Annotated in this window: 20 protein-coding genes; 3 read left to right on the top strand and 17 right to left on the bottom strand. The window is 41.7% G+C overall.

Annotated elements, in window-relative coordinates; all coding sequences use genetic code 11:
* Positions 1-14: 14 nt before the first annotated feature.
* The gene (locus DW650_RS13645; RefSeq protein WP_118210218.1) at positions 15-605 is read right to left on the bottom strand and encodes a rhomboid family intramembrane serine protease; all 591 of its coding nucleotides are present in this window, start codon (positions 603-605) and stop codon (positions 15-17) included.
* A gap of 187 nt (positions 606-792) precedes the next feature.
* Between DW650_RS13645 and DW650_RS13640 the strand changes: the two genes are divergently transcribed.
* On the top strand, positions 793-1,755 hold the full coding sequence (locus DW650_RS13640) for an HpcH/HpaI aldolase/citrate lyase family protein (RefSeq protein ID WP_118210217.1): 963 nt from the start codon (positions 793-795) through the stop codon (positions 1,753-1,755).
* Positions 1,756-1,878: 123 nt separating this feature from the next.
* Here the strand turns inward: DW650_RS13640 and DW650_RS13635 are convergent, their stop codons facing one another.
* The 8 genes from DW650_RS13635 to DW650_RS13605 form a co-directional block, all read right to left on the bottom strand.
* Positions 1,879-2,928: a cysteine protease StiP family protein gene (locus DW650_RS13635; protein ID WP_118210216.1), complete on the bottom strand. Its 1,050-nt coding sequence runs from the start codon at positions 2,926-2,928 to the stop codon at positions 1,879-1,881.
* Between the two features lie 117 nt (positions 2,929-3,045).
* Positions 3,046-4,191 carry a phosphoribosyltransferase domain-containing protein gene (locus DW650_RS13630; RefSeq protein WP_118210215.1) on the bottom strand — a complete coding sequence of 382 codons (1,146 nt, stop codon included), beginning with the start codon at positions 4,189-4,191 and terminating at the stop codon, positions 3,046-3,048.
* A gap of 25 nt (positions 4,192-4,216) precedes the next feature.
* Complete coding sequence (locus DW650_RS13625) at positions 4,217-5,008, bottom strand: flagellar biosynthesis protein FlgM (protein ID WP_243102964.1); 792 nt, start codon at positions 5,006-5,008, stop codon at positions 4,217-4,219.
* Positions 5,009-5,457: 449 nt separating this feature from the next.
* Positions 5,458-6,453: a hypothetical protein gene (locus DW650_RS13620; RefSeq protein WP_118210214.1), complete on the bottom strand. Its 996-nt coding sequence runs from the start codon at positions 6,451-6,453 to the stop codon at positions 5,458-5,460.
* 459 nt (positions 6,454-6,912) lie between these two features.
* The gene (locus tag DW650_RS13615) at positions 6,913-7,191 is read right to left on the bottom strand and encodes a hypothetical protein (RefSeq protein ID WP_118210213.1); all 279 of its coding nucleotides are present in this window, start codon (positions 7,189-7,191) and stop codon (positions 6,913-6,915) included.
* Positions 7,192-7,219: 28 nt separating this feature from the next.
* Positions 7,220-7,936, bottom strand: a complete 717-nt coding sequence (locus tag DW650_RS13610; protein WP_118210212.1) for a DUF697 domain-containing protein — start codon at positions 7,934-7,936, stop codon at positions 7,220-7,222.
* 26 nt (positions 7,937-7,962) lie between these two features.
* Positions 7,963-8,562, bottom strand: a complete 600-nt coding sequence (locus tag DW650_RS19565) for a hypothetical protein (protein ID WP_158576229.1) — start codon at positions 8,560-8,562, stop codon at positions 7,963-7,965.
* Between the two features lie 137 nt (positions 8,563-8,699).
* A complete protein-coding gene (locus DW650_RS13605) occupies positions 8,700-10,817 on the bottom strand; it encodes a SulP family inorganic anion transporter (protein WP_118210211.1) in 2,118 nt (705 codons plus the stop codon).
* Positions 10,818-11,044: 227 nt separating this feature from the next.
* Here DW650_RS13605 and DW650_RS13600 point away from each other — a divergent pair, with 227 nt between their 5' ends.
* Positions 11,045-12,334: an O-acetylhomoserine aminocarboxypropyltransferase/cysteine synthase family protein gene (locus tag DW650_RS13600; protein WP_118210210.1), complete on the top strand. Its 1,290-nt coding sequence runs from the start codon at positions 11,045-11,047 to the stop codon at positions 12,332-12,334.
* Between the two features lie 106 nt (positions 12,335-12,440).
* On the opposite strand, the gene DW650_RS13595 is transcribed toward DW650_RS13600, so the two are convergent.
* The 6 genes from DW650_RS13595 to DW650_RS13570 all read right to left on the bottom strand — a co-directional run bounded on the left by DW650_RS13595 (position 12,441) and on the right by DW650_RS13570 (position 15,629).
* Complete coding sequence (locus DW650_RS13595) at positions 12,441-12,911, bottom strand: gamma carbonic anhydrase family protein (protein WP_117922668.1); 471 nt, start codon at positions 12,909-12,911, stop codon at positions 12,441-12,443.
* 55 nt (positions 12,912-12,966) lie between these two features.
* A complete protein-coding gene (locus DW650_RS13590; RefSeq protein WP_118210209.1) occupies positions 12,967-13,539 on the bottom strand; it encodes a cytidylate kinase-like family protein in 573 nt (190 codons plus the stop codon).
* 50 nt (positions 13,540-13,589) lie between these two features.
* On the bottom strand, positions 13,590-13,940 hold the full coding sequence (locus DW650_RS13585; protein ID WP_118210208.1) for an arsenate reductase family protein: 351 nt from the start codon (positions 13,938-13,940) through the stop codon (positions 13,590-13,592).
* A 144-nt stretch (positions 13,941-14,084) separates the two neighbouring features.
* The gene (locus DW650_RS13580; RefSeq protein ID WP_117920782.1) at positions 14,085-15,134 is read right to left on the bottom strand and encodes an ORF6N domain-containing protein; all 1,050 of its coding nucleotides are present in this window, start codon (positions 15,132-15,134) and stop codon (positions 14,085-14,087) included.
* The gene (locus DW650_RS13575) at positions 15,121-15,285 is read right to left on the bottom strand and encodes a hypothetical protein (RefSeq protein ID WP_243102963.1); all 165 of its coding nucleotides are present in this window, start codon (positions 15,283-15,285) and stop codon (positions 15,121-15,123) included. Before DW650_RS13575 ends, DW650_RS13580 begins: the two co-directional genes overlap by 14 nt.
* Positions 15,270-15,629 carry a replication initiator protein A gene (locus DW650_RS13570; protein WP_118210207.1) on the bottom strand — a complete coding sequence of 120 codons (360 nt, stop codon included), beginning with the start codon at positions 15,627-15,629 and terminating at the stop codon, positions 15,270-15,272. Before DW650_RS13570 ends, DW650_RS13575 begins: the two co-directional genes overlap by 16 nt.
* Positions 15,630-15,844: 215 nt before the next feature.
* Here DW650_RS13570 and DW650_RS13565 point away from each other — a divergent pair, with 215 nt between their 5' ends.
* On the top strand, positions 15,845-16,696 hold the full coding sequence (locus DW650_RS13565; protein WP_118210206.1) for a helix-turn-helix domain-containing protein: 852 nt from the start codon (positions 15,845-15,847) through the stop codon (positions 16,694-16,696).
* A 120-nt stretch (positions 16,697-16,816) separates the two neighbouring features.
* On the opposite strand, the gene gtfA is transcribed toward DW650_RS13565, so the two are convergent.
* Together gtfA and DW650_RS13555 are read right to left on the bottom strand one after the other, a co-directional pair.
* Complete coding sequence (gtfA, locus tag DW650_RS13560; RefSeq protein WP_118210205.1) at positions 16,817-18,295, bottom strand: sucrose phosphorylase; 1,479 nt, start codon at positions 18,293-18,295, stop codon at positions 16,817-16,819.
* A complete protein-coding gene (locus DW650_RS13555) occupies positions 18,285-21,092 on the bottom strand; it encodes an alpha-galactosidase (protein ID WP_118210204.1) in 2,808 nt (935 codons plus the stop codon). Before DW650_RS13555 ends, gtfA begins: the two co-directional genes overlap by 11 nt.
* Between the last annotated feature and the right edge of the window lie 34 nt (positions 21,093-21,126).

The following is a 21,126-nucleotide window of genomic DNA, read 5'->3' as shown; positions in this document are numbered from 1 at the left end:
GCGCATTCTCACCTTCAATATCTGTTCATTTTGTTTTTATTCATCACATAGCCAAGACCTGAACCGACAATACCACCCAAAATATGTGTCAGATTTGAAACATTATCCCGGATAAATATGCCATCATACACCTGCTGCCCGATATAGATCAGCGCAACCAGAATAAAGGTCAGCGGGATTTTTTCCTCCTCAATACTTGTTAAAGATGCGAGTAATATGAACGCAAATACAACACCGCTTGCCCCAAGGAGCTGGACATGTGGGAAAAATATGAAATTGATCACACCCGTTACCAGCGCTGTCGCTAAAATCACAAAGAGAATATTTGCCGAACCGTATTTTTCTTCCAAAAGCGGTCCTACAACCAGTAACATCATAATATTTCCAAAGAAATGATCCCAGCTGGCATGTCCGAATACATGTCCAAAAAACCGGATGTATGTGAACGGACTTGCTAACGATGACCGGTAGACACTGAAAAATGTCCGCGTGGATGCACTTCCTGTCAATTTATCCAAAATCAACACGATAAAGCAGATAATTGTAAATCCCAAAATCACCGGAGAATTAAATGACAGACGTATCTTTTTGCCACTGTTACTCATACGTTTCCTTCCTTATTATAGAATCTTCTAAAAGTATAGCATACCGGCATCCTGTTTTCAAGAAAACGTCCGGCATCGAATCTATCTATCTTTTTGCCTATATTAATGCTATAATTCAATTTGCAATCTGTTGTTAAACTTGTGTTATTTTGAAGAGTTTTTATACACTCAGGGGGATTTTTACAAATTGAAAAACGATATTATTTATTACAGTGTCGGTGCACTGCTCTATTGTCCCGCCAATAAAAAAACGATTGCCGACTCTGTGATTCATGAAAAATTTGGAACTAAATATTCTCTGGCTTTATGCCTTGAAGATACGATCAATGACAACTATGTAACAGAAGCAGAGCAGGATCTTATCTCTTCCATCCATCAGATATTTGAAAGTTTTCAGGATCATCCTTTTTACCTTCCGAAAATCTTTATCCGTGTCCGCAATGCCGGCCAGATTGAACGTTTAACGAAGGCTTTTGGGGAAAGCATAAAGGTGATCACCGGTTATATCATACCGAAATTTACTACTGACAACGCCAGCTCTTATATAGAAGAAATGATCCGGGCTAACGAACAGGCTTCCAGGAAATTATATATGATGCCGATCTATGAGAGTTCTTCTATCATTGACCTGCGGCACCGTATCGATATCCTGTATGATCTGAAAGACAGGCTTTCCCATGTGGAAGATCTCGTTTTAAATATCCGTGTCGGAGGAAATGATCTGTGTCACATGTTTGGATTCCGCCGTCATTGTGACGAGTCCATTCACCGGATCAGACCTGTCGCTGATATTTTTTCTGATATCATAACTGTTTACGGCATGGACTACGTCGTTTCCGGACCGGTATGGGAATATTATTCCGGGTATAATTGGGAAAATGGCCTGATTCAGGAACTAAAAGATGATAAACTCTGCGGCTTTACCGGAAAAACAGTCATTCATCCAAATCAGATTTCTGTCGTAAACAAAGTTTATCAGGTTACAAGATCAGATTTTAACGATGCAAAAGCAATTTTAAACTGGGATAAAAAATCAGACTCGCTTGTCTCCGGAAATCTTGCGGGTGAACGCATGAACGAATACAAGACCCACCATAACTGGGCAGAAAAAATCTTATTTCTTGCAGAGGTCTTTGGCATAACAGACTAAACTTATGTATGCACGAATTTCTTTGGCATGACAGACCAGACTGATGTATACATAAATTTCTTTGGCATGACGAGACCAAACTGACGTATGCAAATAAATTTTCCTGGAAACCGGCAGTATTTTTTATATATCTGACATTTTTTTAATGATACCGCAGCATTTATAATGTTTCATCGGATAATACTGGATCGACACATTTTTTTCCTCAGCTAATCTCACCAGATGTCCAAGCTGAGGATCTCCCTTGTACCTCTCATCAATCAGGATCTTCCATGGAACTCTTCGCAGCAATACTCTTGTCGCCTCTCCGATTCCCGGTTTGATCAGATTGATATCATCAATATCAAATGTCTTTGCAATCTGTTTTACCTCGTCAATACCAGAGCTTTCCACACACTTATTTTCTTTTTCCACATCCATCTCAAACTCGTTCTCGATCGTATGGATAAATTCATAGGACAGATCCGAATCTTTTAATTCTCCGTAATAGACGGCTCCATGGAAATCATCTTTTCCAATGATATCACTCCTTAAGAATGTCCTGCTGATCAGTCCTGACACAGTGCTGTTAAGACAGGAACTCGGTATTAAAATATCATCGTGCGTGCCACACAGTTCTGTCACATTAGCAGGATCTGCTATGACTGCGATATCGGATGACACGCCTTCATACTGCACAAGATCTTTTTTTAATTCATTTAAAATCGCGCCCTTTCCGATCCATCCGTCCACGAACAATAACTTTCCCGGTTCATACCGGCTTAACAGATATTTCATCGCATTGTCATCAATCCCTCTGCCGCGGATAATGGAAATGGAATAATGCGGTACATTGACCTGATATTTTTTTGCAATATATCTTTTGACTAAAATTCCGATTGGAATACCGGCGCGAGCCAGTGAGACGAGCACAATGCCCTGTCCCTTTTTTTCAACGATCTTATCTGCAAGTCTTCCGACAGCAAGTGCTACCGGTTTTGCATAATTTTTCAACGCTTCCCGGTACACCTGCATATATTTTTCTGTCGGGACATATTCGACCGGCAGCATTTCACTGTAATGTTTTCCCGCCTGTATCAGTTTTTCTCTCTCTTCGGTCGGCTGTGGCTGCACCATGCCGGTGATATCTTTTAACAGAAGAGTCACGTCCTCATCCCGGTATGAACTTCTCATTTAATCTTGTCTCCATTCTTTCCTGCTTTCCATTACATCGCATGTTTGCTGCTGAGACACAAATTTCGTATGGGAAAAATTTTATTTTCACATTATGCCCTTATTCCTGTGCCCTCTTTAATACCAACGGATCACAGATATATTTTCATTTTTCATCCGAAGTGCGTAAATCAGCGTTTCTAATCCTTTTAACGACGCTAATGCCGAATCCGTCATAACGATAACCCTGTCATAGTTTTCCAGATCATAAATAAAAGTCTTTCGTTCCGGATCATATAAACTGCACAGTTCATATCTGCAATGCAGTGGATACTCTTCCTCGGTACTGACCGCGATCGGACTTCTAGTCGTAGAATGGCAGCGGACATCACATCCTATTTTTTCTATTTCCTGACCTGTCAGAAGTGCGGGATACATAAACTCTTCCGTGCCGATCACAAGTACGCGCTCACCCTGTTTCACACTCGTTTCCGCGATTACAGTTTCCGCAAGTTTTTTGCATGCAGTCTCATACTGTTTTGCATCAACGAAACGTCTCGCATTCATCCATCCCGGAATTGATATGATGTGTGGTAGTTCATTCCAGATTTTGTCCTGTATGCTGACCGCTAATTTTTCCTGCGTGTGATCCTCTTGTATTGCACGAATAGATAAACCATCACAATGATATTTCTCTGCAATCGCACTGTATCCGGAATGATCCGTTTTTACCAGATAATGAAGTTCTATTTCTTCCTCCCTATAGATTTTTAAATATTCTTCGGTCATTCCATTTAACAGCGAAGCAACTGCAAATTTTATCTTTCTCTGATATTCCCTTCGTATGATTCTGATGATATTCATAATCGTATTACCCGTGGTCACTTCATCCTCCACAAATACGATTCTGTCTGTCTCATTGATCACACGGTCAATATCATCTTTTACTAATTTTTGCTCAGTCGCATGGCTGTGCGCCTCTGAGAAAAACAAATAGCTGACATCCGGTATCACTTCCCGCGTTGTCTGGATATACTTTGTCCCCAATGTGATCGCAGCCTGTGCACCGATTGCTGTCGCGGTTTCTGCAAAACCGATCAAAAGCAGCCTCTCGCCTTCATATTTTCCCTGAAGCTTCTCTGCAAGACTTTTAAATAAATTCAGTGCTTTCGAAGGTTCTACCGGAACATGTTTTCCCTGCAGTGGATCTACTACCAGATAACCTCTTTTGGTATTGTTTTCCCGTTTTGCTATTCTCACTAAATCTTTTTGCTGATAGTTCATATGTTTTTGATTTTCCTGACGTTCGTTAATTTTTTACGATCTGTTTTCCAAAGGTTTGGAGATATTCCTGGGCAGTCTGTAATGATATATTTAGTTTTTTCTGCAACCGCTCTAAAATAGCGTCTTCTGGCAACCCTAGATCACAACATGTATCTACAATTCCTTCCGCTCTGCCACGCATTTCTCCTCTTGCTTCTCCTCTTGCTACATCCTGCTCTATTTCATCTTTCATTAATTCCCGTAATGCTTCGCACATACCATTCGCCCTCCTTACCTTTTGATATATTTCATAGTTCGCACTAACACTTGCCTGCAATACCGCATCTATATTATTCCGCTCTCGCGGTGTCTTCATGTTTTCCGTTTGTTCTAAGAACTTCCTGATATCCTCTATATCGGCATTTGCAGATAAGATTCTTAGACTGCTGTGCATAACCCGGCTTAACCTGCTGATCACCACAATCTGCACTGGGAACAAAATGTTCCCTCCCACGTAATAAATGCCGGGATATTTTTCTTCTAAGGTATATCCTTTCCTTTTCAATTCCAAAAATAGTTCTTTTGGATATGCCTCTCGAAATAAGGATACTGTTAATTCTTCTGCTGGAATTTCATTGGTCGTTTTCCCATATCCTTTATAAAGGCAGGCATATCCAAGTGTTTTGTAAAGAGTGTCTATCGACAGTTCATCCCCCGGTCCTTTGTATTCTAACACATTGTACTTTCGCATGATATGACCGATTTCATTTTTCATCACTTTTTCTGCATTTTCTTCTTTTATGATCAGAAGATCAATACGGATCGGTTCTTTACTCAAATGATACTCCGATATTAAATCAAGTTCCTCGATGTTTTCTTTTAGTTCCAGTTCCGCTGCTGCATAAAACGCAGGATGCCACTGGATCTTTTTGGCTTTGTCTGATGACGATTTCTTTGTCTTTTGCGCGATAATCGTTTCCTCCCTTTTTATTCGGGAGAATCGTCTGATATTTTCGAATCCTCCCTGCTTTTATTTTTATTTGGCTGGTGATTTAAAAGCATTGAAAATTCTGATATCCGACGTTGTGGCTCATATGTTGATAAGCAGCCTTAACGTGGTTTTGATTTGTTTTGAAACGGCTTATGTTGTGAGATAATTTCTCACAGTTTGCCTAATAGATTTTGTTAGAATGTAATGCTTTATTTTTATACATATTCGTGGGAAAACACTATTTTACAACATATCTATAAAATATGATCGTTTTCCCGAAAATGTGTACGTTTAACTTATATCATCTGCTTTCCGAAAGTCTTTAGGTATTCCTGCGCAGTCTTTAGTGATATGTTCAATTTTTTCTGCAAGCGCTCCAAAATTGCATCTTCCTTCAATCCAAGATCATAGCATGTGTCAATAATTCCACGCGCTTCTCCTCTCGCTTCTCCTCTCGCTACATCCTGCTCTATTTCATCTTTCATTAATTCCCGTAATGCTTCGCACATACCATTCGCCCTCCTTACCTTTTGATATATTTCATAGTTCGCACTAACACTTGCCTGCAATACCGCATCTATATTATTCCGCTCTCGCGGTGTCTTCATGTTTTCCGTTTGTTCTAAGAACTTCCTGATATCCTCTATATCGGCATTTGCAGATAAGATTCTTAGACTGCTGTGCATAACCCGGCTTAACCTGCTGATCACCACAATCTGCACTGGGAACAAAATGTTCCCTCCCACGTAATAAATGCCGGGATATTTTTCTTCTAAGGTATATCCTTTCCTTTTCAATTCCAAAAATAGTTCTTTTGGATATGCCTCTCGAAATAAGGATACTGTTAATTCTTCTGCTGGAATTTCATTGGTCGTTTTCCCATATCCTTTATAAAGGCAGGCATATCCAAGTGTTTTGTAAAGAGTGTCTATCGACAGTTCATCCCCCGGTCCTTTGTATTCTAACACATTGTACTTTCGCATGATATGACCGATTTCATTTTTCATCACTTTGTCTGCATTTTCTTCTTTTATGATCAAAAGATCGATACGGACCGGTTCCTTACTCAAATGGTACTCCGATATTAAATCCAGTTCCTCGATGTTTTCTTTTAGTTCCAGTTCCGCTGCTGCATAAAACGCAGGATGCCACTGGATCTTTTTGGCTTTGTCTGATGACGATTTCTTTGTCTTTTGCGCGATAATCGTTTCCTCCCTTTTGTTCGGGAGAGTCGCGTGATATTTTCGAATTCTCCCTGCTTTTTCTTTTATTTGCTGGTAATTTAAAAGCATTGAAAATTCTGATATCCGACGTGGTGGCTTGCTTATTGATATACAAAGCCCTTAACGTGGTTTTGACTTGTTTTGAAACGGCGTATGCTGTGAGGATACTTCCTCACAGTCTGCCTGATAGATTTTGTTAGAATGTAATGCTTTGAATGGATTGTAACATACCGACATATATCTGTCAGTAGTATCACATATTTTTTATTATTTTTGTAATATCTGCACAAAATATGTATTCCAATGTGAAATAGTGCTTCACAATATCTTATTTATTTCATTATCAATTATTCGATTTACCTTTTCCAACCTAGGAGCAAACATCAATCTGTATATTTGTTCGATGGGGCTTTCATAAGATGAATAAACCGGTGGATATAATATAATTTCTTCCAGTAATTCTCTCTTAAAATCCTCATTCTTTATTGGTTCTTCCAAATACTGATATAATTGTTCTAAACGCTGCTCCTACGATGTTGAAAAAATTCTTCTACATTGCGAACACTCATAACTGCCATCCTCTAATGTTCTCAATAACGAATTCACTTTAATTGCTCCAATTAGTTCTGGCTCTCCCTCCACACTCATTCCCAACATCTGTGAATTTATTGAAGACGCTACAGAAAACTTATAATTATAATGATGGCAGTTTTTAGAAAAAGGTTTCCCTGCTTTCTTCATGGCAATCTCTCGTCTGATCTGTTTTTCCTGTGCCTTTTTCCTTTTGCTTTTTGATAATTTTTTCACTGAACCACTCCATATACAATCCATTTTATCAGTCATTATTAAAAATAGCTGAAATTAAATTTGCTGTTTTCTTTGAATCTGTCTGATTACCTGTTTTGCTTATAATAGTCTTTACTTTGTCTATAAATTCGTTAGACAACTTAGACTGCAACACTTTCGTTACCCAGTCAATATCTTCAAAGCTTCTTTTTTCCAAATAAATCTGTTCAAATATATAGGTTGTTCCCTCACCTATCGCAGCTATGATACTGCCGGCAATAATTGCATTTAATATACTTGCACCGATATTAATTCCAGGAATGTTTTTCAAGGCAGCAATTGCTGTTTTCGCTGCAAAGCTTACTGTTCCCACTTCAATAATGGAATTAAAAAATTTTTTCGTCTGCTGGTCATTTTTAATTCCATAGACTTTGGCAATCGCATTAATTTCTGTAATTTCAATAGGTTTCAATATTACAGCATCTGCAATTGAAATGGGCACTGCTCCCACTACAGTACCTGATGTAGTTGCAACACCTATAATTCCCTGACAAAGATATCTTTTTCTGTTTAATTTAAAATTAGCAATATCCTCTGTTCCAGCCTGTAAGCCTTCCGGCATAAGGTCATTCGTTGCATCGATCAACTCCATAATTCCTTCCGGTGCAGCAAAAACGGCTTGTACCATCTCAATATTTTCTTTACGTTCAGGAACCGAATACGATTTTGTAATCACAACAATCACTGGAACACTTGTCTGCCACATCGGGCTTGACTTTTCACTGAACCTCTCTATCTGTGGTCGGTTTTATCTGATCCATTATTTTTAAAATTGCTTTCTCTGCAGTATGCTGTTTTATCAGTCCTTCTTTTGCGTAACCTAAAAAGCTTTCCTGACGGAATAAGGTACAGCACCACAAGTAAAAAGATTCCTCCAAATGTTCCAATCAGCGAAGCCGTATGTAATTTTGTCAGTCTCATTGCCTTTTTATATTTTGTAAAGGGATTCATCGGCAATGTATAATTCTCTTCTTTTGCAATATAATCAAGAATAGCATTTTCTTCTACAACATAATTATAATTTCTTCTTGAATCTTCCTTGCTGCGTATCACATGAATTATACCATCCTCAAGGTTCAGTCTGTGTTTTCCGTATTTTCCCTGCACCTCAACATTTCCCTGTTCATTGTAATAAACCTGTTTTACCAGAAAACAGTTCATGTTTCTGATAATCTGCATCAGTTCCTCTGAAGTTGGAATATTGGTTTTCAAACCATCCGCATACTCTTTGAATCTTTTATTGACAAAGATCCATCGGAAGAGTTCCCATCCACAACCATAAAAAAATGATACTCCAAAAATCCATAAAACAATTTCCCTTAAAGTTTCCATCTCATTTTCCTCCCTTGTTTTTTGATATCCTCATTCTAGCAGACCACACGGACACATAATGTCCATGTACATTTTTAAGAAAAAAAATAGACAGAAATGTTTTTCTTACATCTCTGCCTAAAAAGTATCTTTATTTTCTACTCTTTCCTTTTTTCTCTCAGCTCTAACACCAGCTCATACACCTCCGGTCTGCGCTCTTTCAAATGTTCATCTAACAGATGTCTGCGCTCTTTAAAGCGCTCCGCCAACTCCGGATGCTCCTTTGCGATACGGTCATGCACTTCTTTCCGGTGTGCCTCCAGTTTGCCCGCTAACGTCATCTCGTCCTTGCCGGAGATATTGACGATTTCCTTTAAGTGCTCCTCTAAATGTTCCAGCCACTCATCCTCATCGAGTGCCTCCATGTGCGCCCAACGGCCATGGAATAAATTTTCAACGTCCCCTGTCTGTTTTAATTGCTCAATCTGCAGGACAATCTGTTTTTCGATCTCCTCTTCTGTTTCCGAGCCAAACGCCCAGACAAACTCCTGCACACGGTTATCCGCGCGTTTTCTTGATGCGCTGCGTTCCTCGTTATCCACACCACCCTCAAGCGGATAAGGTCTGTTGATTCCCATATCTTTTAATGCGATATGTATGGTTCTTCGCACGCAGCCCTCCTCTATCAGATAACCGAGTCCTAATTTCCGGAGCTGCTCATTCACATCTGCAATGTGCTCCGTCATGTAAAAGCGGATTCCCTTTTCCTTCAAAGATCTGTATAAAATCTCCAGACGGTCTGCCGCCGTGATATCCAGGCTTCCGATACCTCCTGCATCTAAAATAACTGCTTTGGTATCGTCTTTGATATGCTCCTCAATATCCTTCTGCAGTACCCCGATATTTGCAAAAAACAGGTTGCTGCTGAAACGGTAGATCAGAACGCCCTCCACCGCATGAATCTGGCTGCCTTCCCGCAAATCCCTGAAATGCTGATGGCCGGGCTGGATTCCCAAGAAACATCTTGCCGGTTTTGAAGTACGGATGATCATTTCTGTAAAAGAAAGGATAATTCCGATCAAAACGCCGTTAATCGTGCCAAGCATCAATACACCAAAAAAGGCTCCTATAAAAATGAAGCACTCCGTCCGGCTGACTTTCCACAATCTGACCGCAAGTTCAAACTCCGTCGCACCAAGCAGTGCCGAAATCACGATCGCCGTCAGCACCGGAATCGGCAGATATCCGATAAAACCGGTTCCACATAAAAGAAGAATGATCATCGACACCCCTGCCACGATACCGGTAAGCTGTGTTTTTGCCTGATACTGTTCCCCCATTGCACTACGTGATACCGATCCATTGATCGGACAGCAGCCGGTAAACGCTGCGACAAAATTTCCTATGGAAAATGCAAAAAGTTCCTGATTATCGTCAATCTTATAACCGTTTTTCTGAGCAAAACTGTTCTCTGCGAGCAAAGTCTCAGCCATTATGACAACGGCAACCGACAGGCTTGTGATGATCGCATCCTTCGGTGCAATCACTGAAAAATCCGGTATGCTCCATTCCGGCATTCCGGGTTCTACTGCTGCAAGCGTCTGTACGCCCCACTCCCTGACCGGCAGGAGCCGTGTCATAAGTGCCCCTGCTGCCATCAGTGCAACTGCCATCGGAAACTTTGGGATCAGCTTTTTCGAAACCAGAAGAATCACAAGTGCAAAAAGTCCGATCACAAGCGACGGCAGATTGATCTGACCTGCCGTCCCTGCAATATGCTCTGCCAGTTCAAAAAGTTCTCCAACTCCTGCCGTTCCACCCATCAGCTTTGGCACCTGCATCAGTATGATCGTGGTACAGATTCCGGTGATAAATCCTCCCATGACCGGTGCAGAAATAAAATTGACCAGTTTTCCTGCCTTCATAAAATAAAATGCCAGAAGCCACAGTGCCACAAAAAAAGTCAGTACAGGCACTGCTGCCATGGCCTCTTTCGTTCCGCCTTCAATGCCAAGTCCCACAATAGCTGAACCGATCAATGCTGCCGGAGCCGCATCCACACCAAAAATAAATTGCGGTGACGTGGAAAAAAGCCCAAATAAAATGATCGGAAACACCGAGCCGTATAATCCATAAACTGCCGGAAGTCCTGCAATCTGTGCATACCCCATGGAAATCGGGATAGAAACTGCCATGATGATGATTCCAGCAAGAATGTCCTTTGGAAGATTTTGCTTATCGTAATGTTTTAATGTCTGAAATGGCTGTAATTTCACTTTTCAATCACACTTCTCTCTTTTTATTCAAACCTGACATGCTCTATATTTTTTCTTCCTTACTGTATCACAAATTTTTTAAAATCAAAAGATATTCCCTTGTAAAATCTTCCTATGAATGATACGATATTTTTATGCGCTTTTTCTTACTAATGTGATGAATCGCGAAGGAATTTTTAATGCAGCTGTTTTTATAAAACAGTGCAGAAACGGAGGATTAGATTTCTATGAGTGAATACAGAATGGGGACAAAATGTGTGCAGGCAGGTTACACACCTGGCAATGGAGAACCGAGACAGGTGCCGATCATCCAGTCTACCACTTTTAAATACAGTACCAGCGAGGATATGGGAAAACTTTTTGATTTAGAGGCAGATGGTTATTTTTACAGCCGCCTTCAGAATCCTACCAACGATATCGTCGCTGCAAAGATTGCAGCTATGGAAGGCGGTTCGGCTGCAATGTTAACTTCTTCCGGACAGGCAGCCAATTTTCTTGCCATGTTCAATATCTGTGAATGTGGCGATCATATCGTTGCTTCCTCCTCTATCTATGGCGGAACTTTCAACCTGCTCGCTGTCACGATGGCAAAAATGGGAATCACGACCACATTTGTTTCTCCTGATGCTACTGAGGAAGAATTAAATGCAGCATTTAAGCCAAATACAAAGCTTATGTTTGGTGAGACGATTGCTAACCCTGCACTCACCGTTTTAGATATCGAACTATTTGCAAAAGTTGCCCATGCCAACGGCGTTCCGCTTGTGATCGATAATACATTCCCGACTCCGGTCAACTGCCGCCCGTTTGAATGGGGTGCTGACATCGTAACCCACTCCACGACCAAATACATGGATGGTCACGGAGCTGCCTTAGGCGGAGCGATCGTGGACAGTGGTAAATTTGACTGGATGGCTCACGCTGATAAATATCCGGGACTGTGTACTCCGGATGAAAGTTATCATGGAATCACCTACGCAGAAAAATTCGGTAAAGAAGGTGCTTTTATTACAAAATGTACTGCACAGCTGATGCGTGACTTTGGCTGCATGCAATCCCCACAGAATGCCTTTATTTTAAATCTCGGCTTGGAGTCCCTGCATGTCCGTATGCCAAAACATGTGGAAAACGGTCAGGCTGTTGCTGAATTTTTAGAAAAACATCCTAAAGTTGCCTATGTCAACTATCCAGGACTGCCTTCCAGCAAATATTATGAGCGTGCAAAAAAATATCTGCCAAATGGTGGCTGTGGTGTTGTCTCTTTCGGTTTAAAAGGTGGACGTGGTGCTGCCTCCACATTTATGCAGAATTTAAAACTCGGTGCGATTGAAACACATGTTGCTGACGCAAGAACCTGCTGCCTAAATCCTGCAACATCCACACACCGCCAGATGACCGACGAACAGTTAAAAGAAGCCGGCGTTCCGGCAGAACTTATCCGTATCAGCCTCGGTCTTGAGGATAAGGAAGACTTAATTGCAGATATTTCCAATGCACTTGATTCGATCAGGGAATAAAATAAAAAACATATACAAAAAATGGATGTTTCCTCATTTAATCTATTGGAAACATCCATTTTTATAAATATAACGGATAAATATTAATATTTATCCTGATCTCTGCTCATACCGGCATCAACTGATTTTTTGCTTCTCCCACATACAACAGCGCGTTGTTATGGTTTGACTTAATTTCTTCCTCTGTCAGCTTTCTTATTATCTTCGCCGGATTTCCAAATGCAAGGCTGCCATCCGGGATTTCCATGTTCTGTGTCACAAGAGCCCCTGCACCAATGATACAATTATCGCCGATCACTGCACCATTTAATATGATCGCACCCATTCCGATCAATGTATTATTGCCGACCTCACATCCGTGTACAATCGCACCATGCCCGATCGTCACATCGTTTCCAATGGTAAGCGCATGCCCGTCTCCCACATGAAGGACCGCATTATCCTGTACGTTCGTCCTGCTTCCGATCGTAATCCTGTCAGTATCTCCACGCACCGTTGCATGATACCATATTCCTGAATCTTCTCCGATCGTAACATCTCCTTTTACAATCGCACCTTCTGCTAAATAGTATGCCATGCTGCTCTCCCTTCCGACCGTTTTTACTCCCAGTCCTGTTTCTACTATCCTTAGATCACTTCTTTCCCCTGATCTGACTGATATAAGCCGAGACAACTGCAGCCACACCATCAATCCCAAGTCTGCACTCATCTAAACACAGATCATAATTATCTGCTAATCCCCAGGTTTCCCCGGAATAATAATTATGATACTGCTTTCTTCGACGGTCTGTGTCATCCACGATCATTTTTGCTTTCGACTCTGATACCTGGTGTTTCTCTGCGATTTTTTCAATTCTTGTTTTCTTGTCCCCGCAAAGGAAAATACGAACCGCATCCGCATGTTCTTTGTACGCATAATCCGATGCACGACCGATCACGATGCACGGCTGATCATCAAACAATGCCGTTAATGCCTTTTTCGGTGTCTCACGCACCTTTAAATTCATATCATCCGCAACCATGCTCATCATATCATCAACCTGCCGTTCCCCAAAATAAAACGGATACTTTTCATACACTTTTTTCTCTTTTGCAAGCTCGATCAGTTCCTTTTTGGAATAACACGGAATACCGTATAATTCTGATAACCTTCTTCCTACTTCGTCCCCTTCACATCCGCATTGTCTGGCAATTGTTATAATCATAATGATCCTCCATTCCTGCAAGTCCTTTTATGAAAACCACATTCTTATTTTTATAAGAAGTGCTCTGACCATTCTTTTTCTTTAAAGCCGGTAATTACCGTACTTCCATCTACGATCAATGGACGTTTTACCAACATTCCGTTTGTCGCAAGCAGCTTTAACTGCTCGTCCCCGCTCATTTCGGGAAGCCTGTCCTTAAGCTTCATTTCTTTATATAAAAGTCCGTTGGTGTTGAAAAATTTCTTTAATGGCAGACCGCTCTTTTCATGCCAGTCTTTCAACTCCTCGTAGGACGGATTCTGCTCTACGATGTGACGGTCCGTATATGTAATCTCATGTTCATCCAGCCATTTTTTCGCTTTCTGGCAAGTGGAACATTTGGGATATTCTATAAAAAGCATTGGATGTCCTCCTTTTGGTATGGTATGTTGTTGTTAATTGATATTGTACCACAAATTGGATGGGAGTGGGTACACAAATCCTTTTTCAGATGGTGGCATTTTTTATCGTAACGGGGAACCGTGACAGCTTGCTTTCTCTCGCCTCTATTGTGGTAAAATCAAAGTTGGATTTTTCAACAGCGTGGCAATCACCGGGGCATATTTAGATATTCCATAATCTTCAACAATACTGGTTATTCTAGCGCCTGCATCTTTTGATGAAGCACCACATAAGAAAACCCTTTCATCAGCAGTTCCATAATCCAATACGATAAATCGATCATGAAATATACCGCCTGTCTTTTTCATTGACAAATTTACTGTTGGGTACTCCTTGCAGAAATCTGTAAATTCTATGTTGTGAAGTTTATTATTTCCAACATTATCACTGAATAAAATAATAGCTACTCCGGCCGGAGAATTCTTAAGGTGTACCAGCGTCCTTAAGCCAATATAATTGTCAACGACATATATTGACGACTTTGCCTGCTTATAAATGGTCTCATATACCTCATCTGCACTACTAAATTTTGCGTTAAACATGAGCCACTTTTCATCATCATCTGAAACAAAGCTGTTCATCATATCAGCCAACTCAGATTTTGTCACAACATCCTTCAAGCCTTCTGCAACATCTGAAATCTGCTTTTCAAGAGATATCATATCTGAGTTGATTTTGTTAATTTCTATTCTGTTGTTAGCAGTTTCCATGCTTAACTGAAGTATTTCCCGCTGACCTATTAAATCACGATTTTCTAATATGTAATCTTTCATTTTCTTAAAGGTTCTTATTAATGCCTTGCTCTGCTTAACAGCCAACGGTCCTTTCAAGACAGTCATCAGCATATATAATCCTTGCTCTGTAAATACATGAGGATTATAACGACTTTTTGAACTTATATTTGCGGTACAATTTTTGTACCGCAAATCTTCTAATTCCTCATCTGTCAATTCAAACATAAAATCTTCATCAAATTTTTCAATATTATTTTTTACCTGTCTATTAAATCCCTTCGTATCATAGCCATATATCTCTGCTAAATCAGCATCAAGCAATACCCTTTTACCCCTAATTTTATACAGTTTTTCTTTTAGATATTCTTCTGTTACTTCTATTACTGTAACATCGATTTCTTTCTTTTTATCTTCTGCCATAGAACTCCTCCATCCACTTGGCGTTATGTTTCTGACGACCGCTTAACTTACGATTTCTGTAATACTCCAATTCCTCCCGAAGTTCTGCATTCTCTTTTTCCAGCTCCTCAATTCTTTTTAATGCCTCTTCAAGTGTTACAGTTTTCTCCATTCCCCTGTCCGCCCCTTTCTGTGCTTAAATTGCTTTGGCAGCCAATTATCGTTATCTGCTTTCAACAAGTCATATACATATATCTTATTCGGCTTTCCTAATCCCTGATGGCTTCGATAAATCAGATTATGTACCTCCAGTTCCTTCAGCATCTTGTTAATTTTCTTATTTCCCAGATGCAACAGCTTCATCATTTCTTTGATTGTAAAAATGATAAATGTAGCTCCATATTCATCTCGCCATGCATCACCATTACACTCCGATAAGCAACGCCGATCCAACAAAATCATATAAAGTGCCTTTGCCTCATTCGTTATACTTCTAAATTGATTTTCTTGATACATTTACAACATTCCATAATTTTTGTACTCCTTTCCGATTCATTGTATGAAACTATTTTCTCAAAATTTTTATACGAATCCGGTATATCCAAGATGCTGGAAAAATATCCTCTTTATGATTTTTTCCAATATTCTGGATAAGACATGAATTCGAATTCACTTTATTCTGCACCAATATCATGGTAGTCTATCTATATCTGTGAAACGAGGAATGTACTATGCACACAAGGCTTACCATACCGGAACGGCTGAAAGATTTGAGAGTCGCAGAAAAAAGAATGTCATTGCAGGAATTGTCTGATGCTACCGGCATCCCAAGTTCCACACTTGGCAACTATGAGAAAGATGAAAATGTAGATATGTCACTTGGCAATCTACTGACACTTGCAGACTTTTATCAAGTAAGCACCGATTATCTTCTTTGCCGAACCGAACTACGTGAACATACAAATAAGTCAGTATCCGATCTGCATCTCAATGATGATGCAGTCCAAATACTGACTGATGAAAAATATAATCCACGGTTATTATCAGAATTACTCTCTCATGAAAGCTTCCACAAATTCATGACCGACCTGGAAATCTATATTGATGGATTTAATGATAAAGGCATTCAGATAGCAAACGCTTTTCTTGATGTGATGAGATATAAACTGAACGAACTCGGTGCCGATTCCACCGATGCATTTACAAAAATATTTGATACTTCCCACATTGAGACAGAACAGTATTACATAAACATCCTGTTGGAAGATTTAAAGCCAATCGTCTCTGACCTGAGAAATGCCCATATGAAAGACAGCAACACTGCCAGTGATATTGACTATCAAAGCATGATCAAAAATATCATTGATGGTTTTACTTCTCCAACTCAGTTTGCTACAGAGGATACTCCCGAAGCCTCTAATGATGCTTATATTAACGGACTACTCCTTTTGTTCTGCAAAAATTTGGGAATGAAAATTACCCAGCTTTCTGTCGAAGAAAAACAGACCTTAAAAGAAATATTTTCACGTTCCAAGCCGGCAAAGGAACATAGGAAACTGAGAAGACGAAATCCGAAGTTATAAGATTCAAATTATCCATTTTCAAAACAAGCCACCGAGCATTATCCCTATGTGGCTTGTTTCATCTATGATTATTTCCATTATAAAGTTTAGGTTTCATGTACAATCGACAGCCCAACTTAACTATCTGCTTTCTACTATTGTATATGTTCCTGATTCAAAATTTACATTTAATGTTGCAAATGCACTATTATATTCCCATCGGATTTGCAGAGAGCTCTCCCCTCCGGAGATTGCTACCTCTGCGCCTTCCGAAAATGCTTTATGGGTATTTCGCATGCGGATTAACGCAAGCTGTTTTTGAACCACATCTTTTTTCAGGTCTTCCGCGATCTGATCAGTGGAAAGGTTTGTCCGGTTGATTTCCTTATGTCCGGATTCTCCCGCGCGCCGCACCGCTTCGTGGTCATTTTTTCCGGCAAACAAATCCAGATACCAGACCTGAGGTTTGCCCGGCATAAACATCTGTATGGCACGCGCCAGAAGCATTTTTTCATCCGATTCTCCCAATGCACTGTAATATGTAGCGTTTACCTGATAATACAGATTCTTTTGTCCATGTAAATTTTTGACCATGCCTCCACGGGATACGATCCGGTCAATCAATGACTGGATCTCCTCTTCCGGAAGCAGCCCCTTTAAATCCAGAAGCGGGATGCCATCGTGACAGCCAAGCATGTTGACCGTAGAGATCTTCTTTGCCACGATCTCCTCTGCCCATGCCGCAAGGTACGTTCCGCGCCGGTTCTCAATCGCATCAATGACCAGTCCCGGCAGGAAAAAGTCATAGGTTGCATAGCCTTTTTCTGCAAGTGTCTCATATATTTTTTCATCATACCCTGCGTGGATCTCCGGCAAAAGCGTAAGTCCCAAAGGTTCTGCCAACGTATGGATCTTCTGTAAAAGTTCCCACGTCTCCGGATCATTGAGAAAGTTTTTCTTTCCCGGTGCTTTCGGCGCATAGGCAAAAGCATCCAGCCGCACGATTGCTGCACCGTAAGAGGCTATTTTTTCCAGTGTTTCACGATAAAACTCCCACACTTTTGGTGACTGGATGTTTACATCCATCTGCCCGAGATACTGTCTGCCATGCACCTCCTGATAAAAGGTATTCCAGTACGGCACTTTTTTTCCATCCGGAAATTCCACCATCAGGATCGGCAGCCCGGGTTTGCGGAAAAACATCTGCTTCAGGCAGCTTTCATCCGGCTGGATATAGCCTTCCTCCGTCATGGTTCCATGCCCTTCCCAGAAATGGTTCCAGTCGATGAAAAAATTGCGGTACGCAGAATCCTCCCCTTTTTCCACAAGATCCCGAAACTGCGGGGACTGTGCGGAAGCATGGTTTAAAATAAAATCCAGTTTCAGGTCGATTCCCATATCCTTTAACTGTTCAAGGTCTTTCCGGTTGGCAAGCTGCTCATTCAGGTCATAGTCGATCACGGAAAATCCCCGGTCGAGATCGGAATGGTACAGGCTCGGCAGAATGTAAAAAGAAGAAAATACATTCTGCAAAGCCTCCGTTTTCAGCAATGTTACGATATCCCCAAGATTTCCTCCAAGACTGTCTGGATATGCATTGAGCATCGGTTTACTGTTCATAAACACTTCCGTCCTTTCCCACGATCAATCCTGCATTTTTGCGCTGCACTTCGAGTTTTTCCTGTTCCAGTTCCACCACACGGCAGATAAACGGGCTTGCGGCATTCTCGTCGCGGTTTCTGCGGATGCGCCGCTCCTTTGTCTCCTCCGGGGAACTTTCCAGAAAGACGGATAGATCCACACCATGTAAATCGTCACTGCCTCCGTGCGTCCACTCCAGAAGCAATACAGATATTCCTGAAAAATCGGTTTCTTCTGATGAAATCTCACCATCTTCCCGTCCCAAATGCCGCAATGTGATCGTATCTTTTCCCTCATGAAATGCCGCAAGCACTTCATTGATCCGGTCGAAGTCAATCTCTTTCTTTGTCCCGAGATATCCACGCAGTCCGTCTTCCCCGGCTTCTTTATACACACGCAGCCGTTCTTCGTCGTTGCATTTTGGAATCCGGTGTGGATAATCATCGCCCGAGAGCAGATAACATCCGGTTCCGTCATTTAAAAAATACTGCTGCAATGCCGTTGCAAGTGTTGTTTTTCCGGAACCGGAGCCACCGTAAATGCTGATGACCACCCGGTTTTCGGCATTCCCGTCACACCATTTCTGCACTTTTTCATATAATCTTCCCGCCTCTTTCAGTTCGGTAAAGGCAAACTGATACGCCTCATATTCCCCGGTAAACGGCGGAAGCGGAATTCCCGCATGCATCAGTGCCACACCAGAATACTGTCTGCCGCTTTGTTCTTCCAGATACACAGCATCCGGTTTTAACCCACGCAGGCGGACATAAACGGCTGCCTGATTTGCCTCTGCCCTAAGACGCACTGCGCTGACTAATGCATGATCCTGTTCCTCTGATACCGTCATCCATGCCGCAATTTCATCCATAAACGGATCGGACAGCCGCCAGTAGGTTCCCTCGTTAATGAGTGTTTCATACTTCTTGTATGTTTTAATCTGCTCCCGGATCTGCTGTTTTTCCTCATCGGATAAAAGCGCCGGGTTTAATTCGTAACCGAAGGTTCCTGCCATCGCTGTCACCCCGCGGGTGTGGAAACTTGTCACCCGTCCGGTCTGGTGGTTCGGCACCGCCGAAACGTGCGCCCCCATTGCGGAAACCGGATAGAAAAACGAAGTTCCGTACTGGATCCTTGTGCGGTTGATTGCATCGGTATTGTCACTACACCAGATCTGTGGGGAATAATAAAGCATTCCCGCGTCAAATCTACCGCCGCCACCGCTACATCCCTCCAGCAGAAGATCCGGATACCGGCTGCACAGACGCTCCATAAAATCATAGACACCAAGCACGTAATCATAGGACAGATTTCCGGCATAGACATCTGCCATACTGCGGTTCATATCCCACTTGACATAATCAATTTTTCCCTGATCCAGCACGGCACAAATCTGATCAAATACACAGTCGCGCACTTCTTTTCTGGAAAAATCAAGCAGTAACTGGTTTCTCGAGCGCACCGGCTTTTTCCCCGGAATCTGAATTGCCCAGTCCGGATGTGCCCGGTAAAGATCGCTGTCTTCATTGACCATCTCCGGCTCAATCCAAATGCCAAATTTCACCCCCTGATTATGCACACGGGTAATAAGCTCTGCCAGGCTTCCCCCCAGTTTCTTTTCATTGACCTGCCAGTCCCCAAGGGAAGAATTATCATCGTTTCTTTTCCCAAACCAGCCGTCATCCATCACTACCATATCAATTCCAAGGGAAGCAGCTTCTTTTGCCAGATCCACGATCGTATCTCCCGTAAAATCAAAATAGGCTGCCTCCCAGCTGTTGATCAGTACCGGGCGCTGCATATGGACATATTTGCTGCGGCACACATGGTTGCGGATGCAGTTATGATACTGCTGCGACAGTGCTGACAATCCATCTGCCGAATAGGATAAAATAACTTCCGGCACCGTAAAGGTTTCTCCCGATGCAAGCGGATAAGAAAACAGTTCTTCATTTAATCCGAGAAGCAGGCGCGTCTGGTTGAACTGATCTTTTTCTGCCTCACAGGAAAAATTTCCGCTGTATACAAACAGCATTCCATAACAGTTTCCTGCGGTCTCTGTTGTTCCTTTTTCTGCCAAAATCACTGCCGGATTATACTGATGGCTTGACGTTCCCCTGCGGCTGCCAAACGCAATGGTTCCATGCCCCAGCGGCGTACGCTCCAGATTGCGCTCCATGGCATGCTTTCCATAAAACCGCAGGACATCAAAATCTCCCTGTACAAAATCCAGACAGGCTGCCGCTGCCTTTTCGATCGTAATCTGCCCGGTTCCCGTATTTTTAATCCGGACGCTCCTTGTAATGACATCGTTTTCTTCCAAAACACCATACAGCAGATGAACTTCAACCTGTGCGTTTTCGTCTGCAAGGACAATTTCCAGTGTCTGTGCTTCCTCTTTGTCTGCCCAGACAGCCGGAAGTCCCTGTAACTGGTATTTGCCGCTTCGGATCTCATAACTTTTAAAAAGCAGATCTGCGCTTTCCACCCCTTTTTCATTTTTGATATTCAGCGCAATATTGCGGTAATCCCCAGTTCCAATGGAAGGATACTCCTGTGGCAGCGCATCCAGCGAATATGTGCGATCCATGCCCGCTGCATAAGGATTTCCGGAAAATCCACGGTCTGCATAGGTTAAAACATAATCCATGGGGCTGTTTGTTTTATCTCCATAGTACAGATGCAGCAGATATCCCAGTGGATCGACCTGCATCTGATAAGTTGTATGCGCCGTATGCAGGTTAAATATTTTTTTATTTGGATTGTATATAATTGCCATAGAAGTCACCTCGTTTTATTTTTATCGTTTTATT

Origin of the sequence: Roseburia sp. AM23-20 (assembly GCF_003470905.1) — a bacterium.
In the GTDB taxonomy this organism is placed as follows: domain Bacteria; phylum Bacillota; class Clostridia; order Lachnospirales; family Lachnospiraceae; genus Roseburia; species Roseburia rectibacter.
Note: the sequence above shows the minus strand (reverse complement) of the source record. Positions and strands in the feature narration are given on the sequence as shown.

Excerpts from the sequence above, each read along its gene's own strand:
- DW650_RS13645 (WP_118210218.1), bottom strand. The coding sequence starts at position 605 with ATGAGTAACAGTGGCAAAAAGATACGTCTGTCATTTAATTCTCCGGTG.
- DW650_RS13635 (WP_118210216.1), bottom strand. The coding sequence starts at position 2,928 with ATGAGAAGTTCATACCGGGATGAGGACGTGACTCTTCTGTTAAAAGAT.
- DW650_RS13630 (WP_118210215.1), bottom strand. The coding sequence starts at position 4,191 with ATGAACTATCAGCAAAAAGATTTAGTGAGAATAGCAAAACGGGAAAAC.
- DW650_RS13620 (WP_118210214.1), bottom strand. The coding sequence starts at position 6,453 with ATGCTTTTAAATTACCAGCAAATAAAAGAAAAAGCAGGGAGAATTCGA.
- DW650_RS13610 (WP_118210212.1), bottom strand. The coding sequence starts at position 7,936 with ATGTGGCAGACAAGTGTTCCAGTGATTGTTGTGATTACAAAATCGTAT.
- DW650_RS19565 (WP_158576229.1), bottom strand. The coding sequence starts at position 8,562 with ATGGAAACTTTAAGGGAAATTGTTTTATGGATTTTTGGAGTATCATTT.
- DW650_RS13600 (WP_118210210.1), top strand. The coding sequence starts at position 11,045 with ATGAGTGAATACAGAATGGGGACAAAATGTGTGCAGGCAGGTTACACA.
- DW650_RS13595 (WP_117922668.1), bottom strand. The coding sequence starts at position 12,911 with ATGGCATACTATTTAGCAGAAGGTGCGATTGTAAAAGGAGATGTTACG.
- DW650_RS13590 (WP_118210209.1), bottom strand. The coding sequence starts at position 13,539 with ATGATTATAACAATTGCCAGACAATGCGGATGTGAAGGGGACGAAGTA.
- DW650_RS13585 (WP_118210208.1), bottom strand. The coding sequence starts at position 13,940 with ATGCTTTTTATAGAATATCCCAAATGTTCCACTTGCCAGAAAGCGAAA.
- DW650_RS13580 (WP_117920782.1), bottom strand. The coding sequence starts at position 15,134 with ATGGCAGAAGATAAAAAGAAAGAAATCGATGTTACAGTAATAGAAGTA.
- DW650_RS13575 (WP_243102963.1), bottom strand. The coding sequence starts at position 15,285 with ATGGAGAAAACTGTAACACTTGAAGAGGCATTAAAAAGAATTGAGGAG.
- DW650_RS13570 (WP_118210207.1), bottom strand. The coding sequence starts at position 15,629 with ATGTATCAAGAAAATCAATTTAGAAGTATAACGAATGAGGCAAAGGCA.
- DW650_RS13565 (WP_118210206.1), top strand. The coding sequence starts at position 15,845 with ATGCACACAAGGCTTACCATACCGGAACGGCTGAAAGATTTGAGAGTC.
- gtfA (WP_118210205.1), bottom strand. The coding sequence starts at position 18,295 with ATGAACAGTAAACCGATGCTCAATGCATATCCAGACAGTCTTGGAGGA.
- DW650_RS13555 (WP_118210204.1), bottom strand. The coding sequence starts at position 21,092 with ATGGCAATTATATACAATCCAAATAAAAAAATATTTAACCTGCATACG.